A 13,698-nucleotide genomic window follows, 5' to 3' on the forward strand; every position below is an offset into this window, starting at 1 on the left:
AACGTTGAGAAGTAGCGCGATGTACGATGTCATTGTTGTCGGCGGCGGCTCGGCCGGCGCTGCTGTTGCGGCGCGGCTCTCGGAAGATCCCGCACGGCGCGTCCTGCTGCTGGAGGCGGGTCTGGACTGGCGCGCCGACGAGGCGCCCTGGGAGGTGATGACGCCAAATCCCATCCCGATCATCCACAAGCGCGAGTACCAGGAGAAGTGGCAATGGCCGGATCTTCTGACGCGCCGTGTGGCCGGCCAGGAGCCGCGCTTCTACTGGCGCGGCAAGGGGCTCGGCGGCTCGTCGATGATGAACGGCCAGATCGCCATCCGCGGCGTCGCTGCTGCGTTCGACGAGTGGGCCGCCAATGGCTGCACCGGCTGGTCGGCCACGGACGTGATGCCGTTGTTCTCGGTGATCGAGGATGATCTGGACTTCGGCGACGCCGCCGGCCACGGCCGCGGTGGACCGCTGCCGGTGTATCGCGCGCCGGCGGAAAAATGGGGGCCGATCGACCGCGGCTTGCGCGATGCGGCGTTGGCCAGCGGCTATCCCTGGTGCGCTGACGTCAACGGGCCTGACGGCGAGGGCGTCGCCTGCTATCCCATCAACAGCCGCGACAGCCGCCGCATCACCACCAACGAGGGTTATCTGGAGCCCGCGCGGGGCCGCGCCAATCTGGAAATTCGCGGGCATGCGCTGGTCGACCGCGTGCTGATCAGCGACGGCCGGGCAACCGGCCTCCGCGTCCACATCGAAGGGCAGGGGACCAGCGACATCAGCGCGCGCCAGATCGTGCTGTGCGCCGGCGCCATCCACAGTCCGGCGATCCTGCTGCGCTCGGGCATCGGACCTGCGGATGAGCTGAAGGCGATGGGGATTGCGGTCGAGCGGGACTTGCCGGTCGGCCGGCACTTCTTTGACCATCCGCTGTTTCGCGCCACGATCCAGCTCCACGAAAATCTGCGGCCGACCGATCCGGACACCCGCCATACCAATTGCTGCGTGACCTATTCGTCGGGCCTCGCCGACGGCGGCAAGCGCGACATGATCCTGATCGCCTTCAATCACCGCGGCATCGGCGTGCCGGGCGCGATCGGCGCCGGGCTGTTCAACGCGTATTCGCGTGGTTCGCTCAAGCTGGCCTCGACCGACCCCGCGATTGATCCTGTCGTCGAGGAAAACATGCTGGCCGATCCCCGCGACATGTTGCGCATGAAGGATGCGGTGAAGCGGCTCGCCGTGATCACCTCCCAGCCGGCGCTATCAGGCATCGTCGACTGGATCCGGCTCGCGGACACCGATCTGACGCTGCCGCAAGCCGCGGCCTTGCCGGAGCATGAACTGGATGCGCTGCTGCGCCGTGAGACCGGCGATATCCAGCACGCCGCCGGCAGTTGTCGTATGACCGGCTTTGAGAGCGCCGACGGCGTGGTCAACCCTGACGGCACCGTGAAGGGCATCTCCGGCCTGCGCATCGCCGACGCCTCGATCATGCCATCGGATTGCCGGGCCAACACGCATTTCACGACCGTGGTGATTGGCGAGGCGATCGCGCGGATGATGATGCGTTAGGTTCAATCGTCGTCCGCCATGGCGGTCTGATGAAACCGCGCGCAGACGAAAACCTACCGCTCGACGGCCAAGCCGAACAGCGGTCGGAGATGTGTCCCCAGAATGTTGCCGACGAAAGCCGCCACCAGCCAGCACCAGCCATGCAGGCTGCCCGATGCGATCCCGCTGAAATAAGCGCCGATATTGCAGCCATAGGCGAGCCGGGCGCCATAGCCGAGAAGCAGGCCGCCGATGATGGCGGCGAGGAGCGAGGATGCGGAGATGCGCCATGTCGGATGGAATTTGCCGGCGAGGCCTGCGGCCAGCAACGCTCCCAGGATGATGCCGAAATCCATGACGGAGGTGATGTCGGCGAAGACGCTTTGGTGCAGCGAGGTCGCGCGAGCGCCCTGCCAATAGGGCCATGACGCGACGTCGACGCCGAGGCTCATCAGGATCTTCGATCCCCAGAGCGCGAAAGCGGAGGTGATGCCCCAGGGACGTCCCGCAAGATACAGCGTGGCGAAATTTCCGATCGCGAGCAGGATCGCGCCCCACAGCAGCGGCCATGGCCCCTGCATGAAGCGGCGCGCGCCGCGGAGCTTCGTCCGCGCTCCCGGCTCGAGTTCGCCGTGGCGGCCGATCTCGGCCCTGAGGGTGATGAGATAAATTGCAGCCATAACAGCCCAGCAGAGCACGAGCGCCGGCAGCCATCCGAGCCGTTCGATCAACGAGACGGCGCCGATGTTCGGCAGTGCGCTCCACCACGGCAGATGCAATGCACCGAGCGTCGATCCGGCGATGAAGGCCGCCAGTGTCACCAGCATGCGGGTGTTGCCGCCGCCGGCGGTATAAAGCGTTCCCGACGCGCAGCCGCCGCCAAGCTGCATTCCAAGGCCGAACAGGAATGCCCCGGTGAGCATGCCCACGCCCACCGCGCCGAGCTCGCCACGCACGGCGACGCCGAACAGAGTGCCTTGCGCCAGGGCCGGGAAGAAGAGGGCGGTTGCCAGCACAAGCATGACCATTTGGGCGCGAAGGCCGGCGCCTCGTCGTGCGACAATGAAGACGCGCCAAGCCGAGGTGAACCCGAACAGCGCATGGTACAGCGTCAGGCCAAGTGCGCCTCCGAGAAGAAACAACAATCCCTGTTGCCACGAAATCGTGCCTGACAAGGCCGCTGCGCCCGCCAGCCGCCGCGACAGCGACGACCGTGAGATTGGCGCCGTGCCGGTCATTGTCAGGGGCAAGCAGCCGCGCATCGATAGATAGATCGGTCATGGCTCATCCAAAAGCGGATTTCTTCGGCAGTGAGAGCTAACCGGGGCGAATTCTCCCCGTTCCAATCTTTCGACCTTGGAACTGATGCGATAGCGCTAGCCTGTCATGCCCAGGCTCGACCGGGGCATTCAGTACGCCGCGGCCTCTCTTCTCAAATCTCGACTGTCTCGGGCTACCGGGTCGCCCGGTCAAGCCGGGCGACGACAGCGAGAGTGGGCAAGATTAGTCGTCGCGCCGATGCACGTTTCAAACGGCGGACGAGAGTTCGCGATCTCGCGGCGCGTTCCGCCCGAGTCTTGCGTCGTCGCATCGCCCTCATTGAGACAAGGGCGCAGGGAAGGCCGGGCGCCGGCTGGCACCCGCAGGTCCGTGCGCGATAGAAATGCACACGGGGTGGACCACAGGTTCGCCGGATCGCCCGGCCTTCCGTGCACGATGGTTTTAACGTGTCCTTCGTGCTCTCCTCGGGGAGCGATGCACTATTGCCCCCGTCGCCATGCAGATGACTGATGCGCGCGGCCCGGTTGGGCCGCCACATCACCGCAGGACTTGACGCACAGACCCCGGGCGTCAGGACCACACGACTTGTTCGTCCGCGCACGTCCTCGCTGGGACTTCGGGTGCTGGCGTGTGCTCACACCCGAAGCCATGCCAAGACGCTTTCGGCATCGTGTCGTAGGCACGAAAGCCATTGCTCACAGCCGAAGCCGCCCTGCAATGCCTATTATGCCCGACGCCGTCGCGTCCATCGCTGCCCAGCCCGCGGTTCGTGACGATCGCGATCCGCCCCTTGTCTCGGGCCAGGGTATGTCGCTTGTACGTCAAATCCGAATTTCGGTAAAGTGGAATATTTTACGAGGTGGGCTTGACGGGCGATGTGGCGGAAGTGGTCGTCGCTGTTTTGCCCGACGGGCACGGGCAGGCGAGGACGACGGCTTCGCCCAAAGAGTTGAGACGGCAGCTTTTGAGGACAGAGAGTAAGTCCGCCGGCGCGGTCATCATCGACGGCTTGTGCCCCTGGACGGACATTCAACGGAAACCTCGAAATTCCTCATGGAATTCTGGCCAAGCGCGTGCAGCGCGAGCCCGGAACGATTTTTACCGAAGGTTGTTAAGGCTCAAATTATCTGATGTCGCTTCTATCGTGGCATGACGCCAGCAAGGGAAGGCGCTTTCGCCCAGCTTGAGGCCCCGAGCTCTTTGTTGAAGAGTCGCGGTCGGCCTTACGTTCGGTCGAACTCTAAAAGGAAAAACGGCATGACGAAAAGCACGCTCGATCTGGCACGTGCCAGGTTAAAGGCATACGTCGATAAGGATCGGACAGCGATCGAAGCGCTTCTTGCGGACGACTATCACTTCTCAAGTCCAGTCGACAATGAGTTGGATCGTGCGACTTATCTGCGCCGTTGCTGGCCCAACAGCGAGAAGACCAATTCGTTCGATGAAGTCATCGCGACCGAGGATGGAAGCCGAGCAGTCATCGTCTATGAGGCAGCTGCCGCAGGGGGGCACAGGTTTCGTAATTGCGAGGTAACCACTGCTCGCGGAGACAAGATCGTTCGGGTGGAAGTCTACTTTGGATGGGATATGCCTCACAAAGCGCCGAAAGGCGGCTCCGTCGAAAATGACGGCGAGGGTCACGCTTAGCGGGATGCCGGTCGAGCTACGATCAACAACGCAGCTTTGGCATTTGTAGGCCCTTGGTCTCATCCCATGCGCGGTCATCCACGTCTCGACCTCGTCCGGGTTCGTCAGGATCACAGGCATCGCTTTCGCGCGGATGGCATTGCAACATGCTAGCGAAGCCGCGCGCGCATTATCACTATCACTGACGGCAGGAGGCTCAGTAAGCGAGCTTTGGGTACCAGTCGGTGCCGCGGCCTTCTGGCGTGGTATCGAGGATGGTCCAGAGCGGATCGAAGTCGGGCGCGCCGCGCGGATCCTGTTGGGGGTCGGCCATCGTGCCGCTCATCTCGCCGGACCAAAAATGTCGGATCGTGCCGTCGCGCTGTGTGAACACGCTGTAGCCGGGCACGTCGGCATCCTCGGCGCTGACATAGTCGCGCGTGTAATCGCCGGAGATGTCAGAGAAGACCTTGTGCCGCGTCCAGCCGCGCGCCTTCTTTGCCTCGATCAACCTGGCGATCGGTGACCGCGCGATGAAGACGAACCCGATACGCTGCTCGATGTCGGGTAATTTGTGCTCCCATGTGCTCATGAATGAGGTGCACATCGGGCAGGGCGTCTGCCGCTGCGGCCCGAACATGTAGCTGTAGACCGCGAGCGTCTGCTTGCCGTCGAACAAATCGGCGAAATTCACTTTGCCATTCTCGCCTTCAAACACGTAGTTTTTCTTCACCTCGCCGCCGGGCGGAAGCGCCCGGCGCAGTTCAGCGACACGCTCGATCTGACGACGCAGCTCGATCTCCTTCGTCAGGAGGTCTTGCCGGGCGCGGCGATAATCGACGCTTTCGTTGGGAAAATGAGCCTTGTTCGTACCAGCAAGCTCCGAAGCAGGCTTCAGGATGGAACTATCCATTGCATGACCTCTGGTTGGGGCCGATATCTGGGAAGACGTCCGGCGGCACCTCGTTCCGACACCTTCGCTCAACTATTTGGAAAGCGCTCGGTTGGTCCAAAAGATCCTGCTGCGGGTCGCTGCGGTGTTTCGAGCGCGCGTGGCCTCTAGGCCAAACGCCTGCTCATCAAGGTCGGTCCTTGGGTCCTTGCCCCTGAGCATAGTCGCCATGCAACCCTGACCGCTTAGCGATGCCTTCCATTGGCAAACCGGACGTGACGAACCAATCAGTCGGTGTCCTAGATCACCCCCGCCAGCCGCAACGCCACGCCCGCCGCGCAACTGCCGGCCAGCACCGTCAACATCCCCAGCTTGAACCGGAAGATCGCAGTTGCCGCCGCGATCGACAGCAGCAGCGCGGGGATGTCGATGCTGGTCAGCACCGGCATGTCGAAGTCCAGCGGAAACGCATGCACCGGCACGGTGTCGCGGAACAGCGTGTGCAGCGCGAACCAGATCGAGAGGTTGAGGATCACGCCGACGACGGCGGCGGTGATAGCGCTCAGCGCGCCCGCAAGCCCGGTGTTGCCGCGCAGCCGTTCGATGTAGGGAGCACCGACAAAGATCCAGAGGAAGCAGGGCGTGAAGGTGACCCAGGTCGCGAGCAATCCGCCGAGCGTGGCCGCAAGCATCGGCGACAGGCCGCTGGCGTCGCGGTAGGCGGCCATGAAGCCCACGAACTGGAGCACCATGATCAGCGGACCCGGCGTGGTCTCGGCCATGCCGAGGCCGTCGAGCATCTCGTGCGGCTTGAGCCAGTGATAGTGCTCGACCGCCTGCTGGGCGACATAGGCCAGCACTGCGTAGGCGCCGCCGAAGGTGACCATCGCCATTTTCGAGAAGAACAGCGCGATGTGACTGAAGACATTGGCCTGCCCGAGCACAAGCACGAGCGCGATCACCGGCACCACCCAGAGCGCAAGCCACAGCGCGCCGACGCGAATGGTGCGGGCGGTGTTGGGTCGGACATGATCGGGCACGGCGTCGCCCAGCATGCTGTCGATCAAGGCGCTGCTGCCGCCGTGACCATGACCGGCCGGCGCGAACTCCGGACGGCCGCTTCTCGCGCCGGCATAGCCGATGATGCCTGCGGCGATGATGATGATGGGGAAGGGGACGGCAAAGAAGAAGATCGCGACGAAGGCAGTCGCGGCGAGCGCGATCATGATGCGGTTCTTCAGCGCACGCTTGCCGACCCGCACCACGGCCTCGACGACGATGGCGAGCACGGCGGCTTTCAAGCCGAAGAACAGCGCCTCGACGAAGCTGACATTGCCGTAGGCGGCGTAGACGTAGCTGAGGCCCATGATGGCGATGATGCCGGGCAGGATGAACAGTCCGCCCGCCATCAGCCCGCCGGCAGTGCGATGCATCAGCCAGCCGATATAGGTTGCGAGCTGCTGCGCCTCCGGGCCCGGCAAGAGCATGCAGTAGTTCAGCGCATGAAGGAAGCGGCCTTCCGAGATCCACTTCTTTTCCTCGACCAGGATGCGGTGCATCACCGCGATCTGGCCCGCGGGCCCGCCAAAACTCAGGCAGGCGACACGGAGCCAGACGCGAAAGGCTTCACTGAAGCTGACGCCGTGACCGGCATCAGCTCCGGTTTCGATCGTACGCGTATCCATCAAGCCTTTGCCTTGTTGGTCGGCCAGTTATGGGTCTCAGACGTCGCGTCGCGGCACCAGCGATAGAACGCGTCGTAGAGCAGCATACCGGCCTCGAGCTGTTCGAGGTCGTCATCATACATCCGCGACAGCCCGAGCGAAGCCGCGAGCAGACCGGGAGCCTCCGGCGCAAGGTCGGGCCGCCCGGTGTCGGCGCCGCGCACCAGCGTTGCGAGCCGGAGCAGCGCCGGCGCAGCAATCCCGAACTCCTCGATCATCACGTCGAAGGTGCAGAGCTCGCCACGGTGGCTCCAGAACACGTTCTCGATGTCGAACGGGGCTGCCTTGAAGCGTTCGCCGACGGCGACCACTTCGGACGGTGCCACGAACAGGAACACCGCATTGGGATCGACGAAGCGTCGGATCAGCCAGGGGCAGGCAATGCGGTCGACCTTGGGCCGCGCCCGCGTCACCCAGACGGTGCGTCCCTTGGCGTCGCGCGGCGGCAGCTTGCGGGTATCGAGCAGCGGCAGCTTTGCGTCCTTCCAGCCCTCGAATCCGCCTTCCAGCGTCTCGGCCTGGACCCCAAGCTGCCTAAGCCAGGCCGCCGTGCCCTGCGCCAGCTTTGCGCCGCGCAGGCAGGAGACGATGGCGGTGCGGCCGGCGAATTCGGCACCCCATTCCGGAACATTGTCGTGGCTGAGCTTGATCGAACCTGGGATCAACCGCCGGTCGGCGGCAAAATCCTCGTCGGTGCGCACGTCGATCAGGGCAGGGGCGTTTGCCGTGCCGATCAACCGTGCCAGCTTGTCAGATGATATCGTCGTGTAGGAAGACATGATGCGCCCTCGTGAAAAACAACGGGACGCGATACTTGGGCATGTCGCCTCGTGGGGAGATCGCTCAAATCCCCATGGCGTCCATTACACCGAAACGGCACCTACCTGTCAATCGGCTCATTCCGGCGATTTTGCCCAGAAGACTCGCAGGTCTATATAGGGGTTAACGGCCCGGGCCTTTCGGAGACTTTGCGATGCATTCCCATTCCGTCGAACAATGGACCCATGACCACGCCTTCCTGGGCGAGAAGCACGACGAGAACGAGCGGCGCACCTGGCTCGTCGTCATCCTGACGCTGGTCATGATGGTCGGCGAGATCGTCGCCGGCTCGCTGTTCGGCTCGATGGCACTGCTCGCCGACGGCTGGCACATGGGCACGCATGCGGCAGCGCTAGGGATTGCCGCGTTCGCGTATCGCTTTGCACGGCGGCACCTGGGGAGCTCGCATTTCAGCTTCGGCACCGGCAAATTCGGCGATCTTGCCGCCTTCGCCAGCGCGATCATCCTCGGCCTGATCGCGGTCGAGATCGCCTATGAGAGCGTGCTGCGGCTGATCAATCCGGTGCCGATCGTCTATGGCGAGGCGATCGTGGTCGCTGCCCTCGGCCTGTGCGTCAACCTCGCCAGTGCCTGGCTGCTCCGCGACAACCATGGTCATCACCATCATGGCCATGCGCATGATGATCACGATGATCATGACCATGATCACCACCACCACGACAACAATCTCCGTGCTGCCTATGTCCACGTCATGGCGGACGCAGCGACCTCGGTGCTGGCGATCGCCGCGCTCGTCGTCGCCATGTATTCGGGATGGGCCTGGGCCGATCCGGCGGTCGGCCTGATCGGCAGCGCCGTGATCGCGAGCTGGGCGTTCGGCCTGATCAAGACATCAGGCGCGGTGCTGCTTGACGTGCGCGCCGACGAGAAGCTCGAGCGTGTGATCCGGGCGCGCATGGAGATCGGCGACGACCGCGTCACGGATTTGCATCTCTGGCAGGTCGGCCCCGGCCATTGCGCCGTGCTGGTGTCGGTGGTGTCGGACCAGCCGAAGCAGCCGGCGGTCTACAAGAAGCGGCTCGCCGGACTGAAGGGGCTCAGCCACGTCACCGTCGAGGTCGAGACCTGCCCGCACTGAAGCGGTCTGCGGGAATTCTGCGAACGGACCAGGGTTGATCCTCGGTCACAGCCGACAAGACAGCCGACCTGGCTGCAAGGGAGGAACGAATGATGCCAAAGATCAAAAAGATCAAGCTCGCCGTCGTTGTCGCTGCACTCGTTCTGTCCGGTCATGCGGTGCTCGCGCAGTCCGAAAAGACCGGTGTCGAAAAACTCTACGTGCTCAATTGCGGCGAGGGCACCGCCGGCGACATCTCGCGCTGGACGCCCGGTCTCAATGAGGGCAAGACGATGGACTTCGTCGACAGCTGCTATCTCGTGAAGCACGCCAAGGGCTGGTTCCTGTGGGATACCGGCATCGCCGACGCAGTCGCCGCGATGCCGAATGGCCTTGCGCCCGCCGATCCCAAAGCCGTGACCTGGCGCCGGCCGAAGACGCTTGCCGCGCAGCTCGAACAGCTCGGCCTCAAGCCCGGTGACGTCAAGATGATGGCCGTCTCGCACACCCATCCCGACCATACCGGCAATGTCGAGCTGTTCCCGCAGGCCATGCTCTATGTGCAGAAGGCCGAGTATGACTGGCCCGGCGCCAACAACGAGCCGCGCTTCAAGCCGTCGCATCCGGTCGAGCTGCTTGCGGGCGACAAGGACGTGTTCGGCGACGGCAGCGTGACCATCCTGTCGACGCCCGGCCATACGCCGGGACACCAATCGCTGCTGGTGAAGCTGCCGAAGACCGGCGCCGTCGTGCTGTCGGGCGATGCGGTGCACTTCAAAGACAACTGGGACAACCGCCGTGTGCCGAGCATGAACGCCAACAAGGACCAGAGCGCGGCCTCGATGCAGAAGATCGCCGACACGCTCGGCAAGGAGAAGGCGCAACTCTGGATCAACCACGACAAGATCCAGCGCGACAGCCAGAAGATGTCGCCCGAGTTTTACGACTAGCTTCCCGCGACGCCCCTGTTGCCACTACGGTGGCAGCAGGGGCGTGCTAGCGCCCTCAGCAAGCTCCGCAACGGGAGACGATTGTGGGTGAGTGGGCCGGGGTTGCGATCGCGCTGGCGTCGAGCAGCCTTGGCGGCACTGCCGCGGCGATCACCCGCTATCTGGTCGGCGGCGCCGATCCGATCCTGCTCGCGATCCTGCGCTGGGGGATCGGCTTTCTCTGCCTGCTGCCGTGCGCGCTTCTGCTCGGCGTGCGCTGGCCGCAGCGGTCCGACTGGCCGGCCGTGGCGCTGCTCGGCATCTGCTTTTTCGGCGTGTTCTTCATCCTCTACAACATCGCGGTGTCCTACACGACCGCCGCGCGCGCCAGTCTCGCGCTGGCCACGCTGCCGCTCCACACCATGGTGGTCGGCGCCATCCTCGGCGTCGAGCGGCTGACGGCGCGCAAGATCACCGGCGTCGGCATCGCGGTGCTCGGCGTGGCGGCGGCACTGGCCGCGGGCCTGGCGCAAAGCCCGCCCGAGGCCTGGCGCGGCGAGCTGATCATGACCGGTGCCGTGTTCTGCATGGCGTTCTACAACGTGCTGTCGCGCCCGCTGATGCAGCGCTCCAGCCCGCTCGGCTTTCTCACGGTCGGCATGGGAGCAGGCGCCGCCGTGCTGGTGCTTGCGGGTATCGTGAAGGGCAGCTTTGCAGCGCTGGGGCAGTTCACGACGGCGCAGTGGATTGCCGGCATCTATCTCGGCATCGGCGGCGGTGCGCTCGCCTTCATCCTCTGGGTCATGGCGCTGGCGCGCGCGACGCCGACCCGGGTCGCCAATACGATGACGGTCAATCCGATCGCCGCCACCTTGCTCGCCGCGCTGCTGATCGGCGAGCCGATCACGCCAAATCTACTGATCGGGCTGGTCGCCGTGTTCGCCGGCATCTGGATCGCGACCGGCGAAACGAAGCCGGCCTAGGTGCGCGGTGCCGTGACCGGCGGCGGGCTCGCTTCCGGCGCCTTCTTCGGTTTCAGCGAGCCGGCGTAGAAGGAGATCAGCCAGACCAGGATGACGGCGAGGAGATAGACACCCCAGGCCTGCGGCGGCGTAGTCGCCCAGCGCAGGAGGCCTTTGAATGTGCGGGGTGGGCGCGTGTCTTCGGTCATGCTGCGCTTGTGCGCGAAAGCTCCGGCCCGGTCAATCCGGCCGCGGTTGCGCGCGGATCATGAACAGCGCGGCCAGCGCCGAGAGGCTGAGCGCGGAGGAGACGATCAGCGCCTTGGCGCCCATGACGTCGATGAGCAGGCCAAAGGCCAGCGGCGCCACGGCCTGCGCCATCCGTGCCGGCGCGCCGATGATGCCGAGGCGATAGCCGAAATCCTTGGGGCCGAAGATCGACAGCGGCAGCGTGCCGCGCGCGATGGTCAGGATGCCGTTGCCGGAGCCGTGGAATAGCGCAAACGCACTGGCCGCGGCGCCGCCGAAGATCGCCACGACCACCGCGCCGATCGGGTGAGTGAGGCAGGCGAGCCGCGTCGACCACAGCGGATGAAAGCGGCTGAGGAAGCCTGCCTCCAGAACCCGTGCGGCCACTTGCGCGGGGCCGATCAGCGCACCGGCCGCGATCGCCTCGACCGGCGTCGCGCCGGTTGCCTCCAGGATGCGCGGGAAATGCGCGGCCATCGCGCCGGTGACGGTCCAGACCGCGGCAAAGATGAAGGCGAGCAGCACCATGGTGCGGTCGAGCGGCAGATGCGGCTTCGCCGCTGTCGCCGCTGCTTGCTTGGCGCCCTTGATCGTCGGCAGCAGGAAGAAATTGAGCGGCAGGCCGATCAGGATATTGGCAGCGGCCCAGGCGAAGCAGGTGTCGCGCCAGCCAAAATGCGACAGGCCCCAGGCGGTGAGCGGCCAGCCGACGGTCGATGCAAAGCCCGCCATCAGCGTGATGCCGGTGATCGGCCTGCGCGCCTCGGTGCCGTAGATGCGCCCGAGCGCGGCGAAGGCGGCGTCGTAGAGACCCATCGCCATGCCGATGCCGAGCACGAGCCAGGCCATTGCCATCACCGCCACCGATTGCGAGAGGCCGAGCAGAACGAGGCCGGCGGCGATCGTCAGGTTCGACACCGAGAGGACCTGCCGGCCGCCGACCAGATCGATCTGTCGCCCGATGCGCGGCCCGAGCAGCGCCGAAATCACCAGCGAGGCCGAGAACGCGCCAAACACCCAGTTGGAGGAGATACCGAGATCGCGCGCCATGGGATCGGCGAGCAGCGCCGGCAGATAGTAGCTCGAGGCCCAGGCCAGGGTCTGCGTGGTACCGAGCGCCAGGATGATCGGAAGCTGGCGCTGGCTCATATCCCCGTATTTCTGATCGGCGGTGTCATCATTCGCATTTGCCGCCCGAGGCGGGAGCGCGTCAACAGCGTCCGCGACATATGCGACCTGCCGCGGGCGGGAGCCTTGGCCGTGAGCGGAGCTTTGGCGACGCAAGCTCCGCGCGCCGCCTTTCGCTCGTCACGAATGCACGCCATAATGGCGCATGCAATTGACCTCTCGCCTTGCGCTGATGAACTGGTTGGCCGGCCAGGGGCTCACCGGCCTGCCCGAACCCGAACTGCTGCGCGGCTTCTGCGAGCGCTGCCGCGCCGAGGGGCTGGAACTCTCGCGTGGCCTTGTCGTCATCGATACGCTGCACCCGATCTACGAGGGTCGCGCCTTCCGCTGGAGCGATACACCGACCAACGAGAGCGACGTCGTCGAATACGGCTCGACGGCCGAGGGCGACGCGGCCAACAATTGGCGCCGGTCGGTTTTCTATCATTTGCTCGAGCACGGTCACGACGAGATGGTGATCGACCTCGCCGACGCGCCCTCGCTCGATTTTTCGCAAATCGGCGAGCTCGCCGAAACCGGTCATCGCCATTTCCTGGCCTTTGTGCACCGCTTCGGGGAGACCGGAGCGCTGGGGCAGATGGACTGCCTCTACTCCTCCTGGACAACGCGACGCGACAGCGGCTTCGCCGACGCCGAACTCGCCGCGCTGCGCGATCTCGTGCCGGTGCTGGGGCTCGCGATCAAGTCGGCGCAGCAGGTCGACATCGCGCGCACGCTCGGCCGCGTCTATCTCGGCCGCGATGCGTCAGAGCAGGTCTTGAGCGGACGTATCTCGCGCGGCGTCACCGAGCGCATCAACGCCGTGCTGTGGTATTCGGATCTGCGCGGCTCGACCGGAATCAGCGAGAGCATCGGCCCCGACGAGATCATCCCGTTCCTCAACGACTATGCGCAGGCCGTGATCGACGCGATCCACGACGCCGGCGGCGACGTGCTGAAGCTGATCGGCGACGGCGTGCTTGCGATGTTCACCGGTGAAGACATGGCGCATGCCCGGCGCGCGGCGCTGCGCGCCGAGCATCTGTTCCGCAAGAACGTCGCTGCGCTGAACCTGAGGCGGGGCGCGGAGGGCCGTCCCACCACGTCCGCCTATATCGGCCTGCATGTCGGCGAGGTCTTCTACGGCAATATCGGCAGCGAGGACCGGCTCGACTTCACCGTGGTCGGTCCGACCGTGAACGAGGTCAGCCGCATCGCCTCGATGAGCCGTTCGGTCGATCGCGAGCTGCTGGCGTCGGCAGAATTCTACAAGGGCCTCGACGCCGCCGGCCGCCGCTATCTCGTCTCCACAGGCCGCTACGCGCTGCGTGGCATCGGCCGTGCGCAGGATCTCTACACGCTTGATCCGGAGGTGGACGCGAGCGAGCCGGTGACAGGCAGCTACGAGCGGTATCTGGCGAATTAGGC

At 65.0% G+C, this 13,698-nt stretch carries 12 protein-coding genes; 6 read left to right on the forward strand and 6 right to left on the reverse strand.

What is annotated here, in order from left to right; translation table 11 throughout:
* Window positions 1-19 precede the first annotated feature (19 nt).
* Window positions 20-1,564 carry a GMC family oxidoreductase gene (locus tag BcanWU425_RS18850; protein ID WP_204511382.1) on the forward strand — a complete coding sequence of 515 codons (1,545 nt, stop codon included), beginning with the start codon at window positions 20-22 and terminating at the stop codon, window positions 1,562-1,564.
* 53 nt (window positions 1,565-1,617) lie between these two features.
* Here BcanWU425_RS18850 and BcanWU425_RS18855 read toward each other — a convergent pair whose 3' ends face one another.
* Window positions 1,618-2,688, reverse strand: a complete 1,071-nt coding sequence (locus tag BcanWU425_RS18855) for a YeeE/YedE family protein (RefSeq protein ID WP_409363670.1) — start codon at window positions 2,686-2,688, stop codon at window positions 1,618-1,620.
* Window positions 2,689-4,081: 1,393 nt separating this feature from the next.
* On the opposite strand from BcanWU425_RS18855, the gene BcanWU425_RS18860 reads away from it, so the two are divergent.
* Window positions 4,082-4,471: a nuclear transport factor 2 family protein gene (locus BcanWU425_RS18860; protein ID WP_039800398.1), complete on the forward strand. Its 390-nt coding sequence runs from the start codon at window positions 4,082-4,084 to the stop codon at window positions 4,469-4,471.
* A 196-nt stretch (window positions 4,472-4,667) separates the two neighbouring features.
* Here BcanWU425_RS18860 and BcanWU425_RS18865 read toward each other — a convergent pair whose 3' ends face one another.
* The 3 genes from BcanWU425_RS18865 to BcanWU425_RS18875 all read right to left on the reverse strand — a co-directional run bounded on the left by BcanWU425_RS18865 (window position 4,668) and on the right by BcanWU425_RS18875 (window position 7,845).
* The gene (locus BcanWU425_RS18865; protein ID WP_018458398.1) at window positions 4,668-5,363 is read right to left on the reverse strand and encodes a DUF899 family protein; all 696 of its coding nucleotides are present in this window, start codon (window positions 5,361-5,363) and stop codon (window positions 4,668-4,670) included.
* Between the two features lie 278 nt (window positions 5,364-5,641).
* On the reverse strand, window positions 5,642-7,027 hold the full coding sequence (gene chrA, locus BcanWU425_RS18870) for a chromate efflux transporter (protein WP_204511380.1): 1,386 nt from the start codon (window positions 7,025-7,027) through the stop codon (window positions 5,642-5,644).
* A complete protein-coding gene (locus tag BcanWU425_RS18875) occupies window positions 7,027-7,845 on the reverse strand; it encodes a chromate resistance protein ChrB domain-containing protein (protein ID WP_026233570.1) in 819 nt (272 codons plus the stop codon). The genes chrA and BcanWU425_RS18875 overlap by 1 nt, the downstream gene beginning before the upstream one ends.
* A 194-nt stretch (window positions 7,846-8,039) precedes the next feature.
* On the opposite strand from BcanWU425_RS18875, the gene dmeF reads away from it, so the two are divergent.
* The 3 genes from dmeF (at window position 8,040) to BcanWU425_RS18890 (ending at window position 10,875) form a co-directional block, all read left to right on the forward strand.
* Window positions 8,040-8,984, forward strand: coding sequence for a CDF family Co(II)/Ni(II) efflux transporter DmeF (gene dmeF / locus BcanWU425_RS18880; protein WP_085357530.1), 945 nt, complete (start codon window positions 8,040-8,042; stop codon window positions 8,982-8,984).
* A gap of 89 nt (window positions 8,985-9,073) precedes the next feature.
* On the forward strand, window positions 9,074-9,913 hold the full coding sequence (locus tag BcanWU425_RS18885; RefSeq protein ID WP_085353415.1) for an N-acyl homoserine lactonase family protein: 840 nt from the start codon (window positions 9,074-9,076) through the stop codon (window positions 9,911-9,913).
* An 83-nt stretch (window positions 9,914-9,996) separates the two neighbouring features.
* On the forward strand, window positions 9,997-10,875 hold the full coding sequence (locus BcanWU425_RS18890; protein WP_085353414.1) for a DMT family transporter: 879 nt from the start codon (window positions 9,997-9,999) through the stop codon (window positions 10,873-10,875).
* On the opposite strand, the gene BcanWU425_RS18895 is transcribed toward BcanWU425_RS18890, so the two are convergent.
* Both BcanWU425_RS18895 and BcanWU425_RS18900 read right to left on the reverse strand, forming a co-directional pair.
* Window positions 10,872-11,063: a hypothetical protein gene (locus tag BcanWU425_RS18895; protein WP_085353412.1), complete on the reverse strand. Its 192-nt coding sequence runs from the start codon at window positions 11,061-11,063 to the stop codon at window positions 10,872-10,874. The genes BcanWU425_RS18890 and BcanWU425_RS18895 overlap by 4 nt on opposite strands.
* Window positions 11,064-11,094: 31 nt before the next feature.
* Window positions 11,095-12,252 (reverse strand): MFS transporter, encoded by a 1,158-nt coding sequence (locus tag BcanWU425_RS18900; RefSeq protein WP_204511379.1) that lies wholly within the window; start codon window positions 12,250-12,252, stop codon window positions 11,095-11,097.
* A gap of 184 nt (window positions 12,253-12,436) precedes the next feature.
* Between BcanWU425_RS18900 and BcanWU425_RS18905 the strand changes: the two genes are divergently transcribed.
* Window positions 12,437-13,696 (forward strand): adenylate/guanylate cyclase domain-containing protein, encoded by a 1,260-nt coding sequence (locus tag BcanWU425_RS18905; RefSeq protein ID WP_026233569.1) that lies wholly within the window; start codon window positions 12,437-12,439, stop codon window positions 13,694-13,696.
* The last annotated feature ends 2 nt before the right edge of the window (window positions 13,697-13,698 follow it).

Origin of the sequence: Bradyrhizobium sp. WU425 (assembly GCF_021052305.1) — a bacterium.
Lineage (GTDB): Bacteria > Pseudomonadota > Alphaproteobacteria > Rhizobiales > Xanthobacteraceae > Bradyrhizobium > Bradyrhizobium canariense_D.

Excerpts from the sequence above, each read along its gene's own strand:
- dmeF (WP_085357530.1), top strand. The coding sequence starts at position 8,040 with ATGCATTCCCATTCCGTCGAACAATGGACCCATGACCACGCCTTCCTG.
- chrA (WP_204511380.1), bottom strand. The coding sequence starts at position 7,027 with ATGGATACGCGTACGATCGAAACCGGAGCTGATGCCGGTCACGGCGTC.
- BcanWU425_RS18860 (WP_039800398.1), top strand. The coding sequence starts at position 4,082 with ATGACGAAAAGCACGCTCGATCTGGCACGTGCCAGGTTAAAGGCATAC.
- BcanWU425_RS18875 (WP_026233570.1), bottom strand. The coding sequence starts at position 7,845 with ATGTCTTCCTACACGACGATATCATCTGACAAGCTGGCACGGTTGATC.
- BcanWU425_RS18895 (WP_085353412.1), bottom strand. The coding sequence starts at position 11,063 with ATGACCGAAGACACGCGCCCACCCCGCACATTCAAAGGCCTCCTGCGC.
- BcanWU425_RS18900 (WP_204511379.1), bottom strand. The coding sequence starts at position 12,252 with ATGAGCCAGCGCCAGCTTCCGATCATCCTGGCGCTCGGTACCACGCAG.
- BcanWU425_RS18905 (WP_026233569.1), top strand. The coding sequence starts at position 12,437 with ATGCAATTGACCTCTCGCCTTGCGCTGATGAACTGGTTGGCCGGCCAG.
- BcanWU425_RS18885 (WP_085353415.1), top strand. The coding sequence starts at position 9,074 with ATGATGCCAAAGATCAAAAAGATCAAGCTCGCCGTCGTTGTCGCTGCA.
- BcanWU425_RS18865 (WP_018458398.1), bottom strand. The coding sequence starts at position 5,363 with ATGGATAGTTCCATCCTGAAGCCTGCTTCGGAGCTTGCTGGTACGAAC.
- BcanWU425_RS18850 (WP_204511382.1), top strand. The coding sequence starts at position 20 with ATGTACGATGTCATTGTTGTCGGCGGCGGCTCGGCCGGCGCTGCTGTT.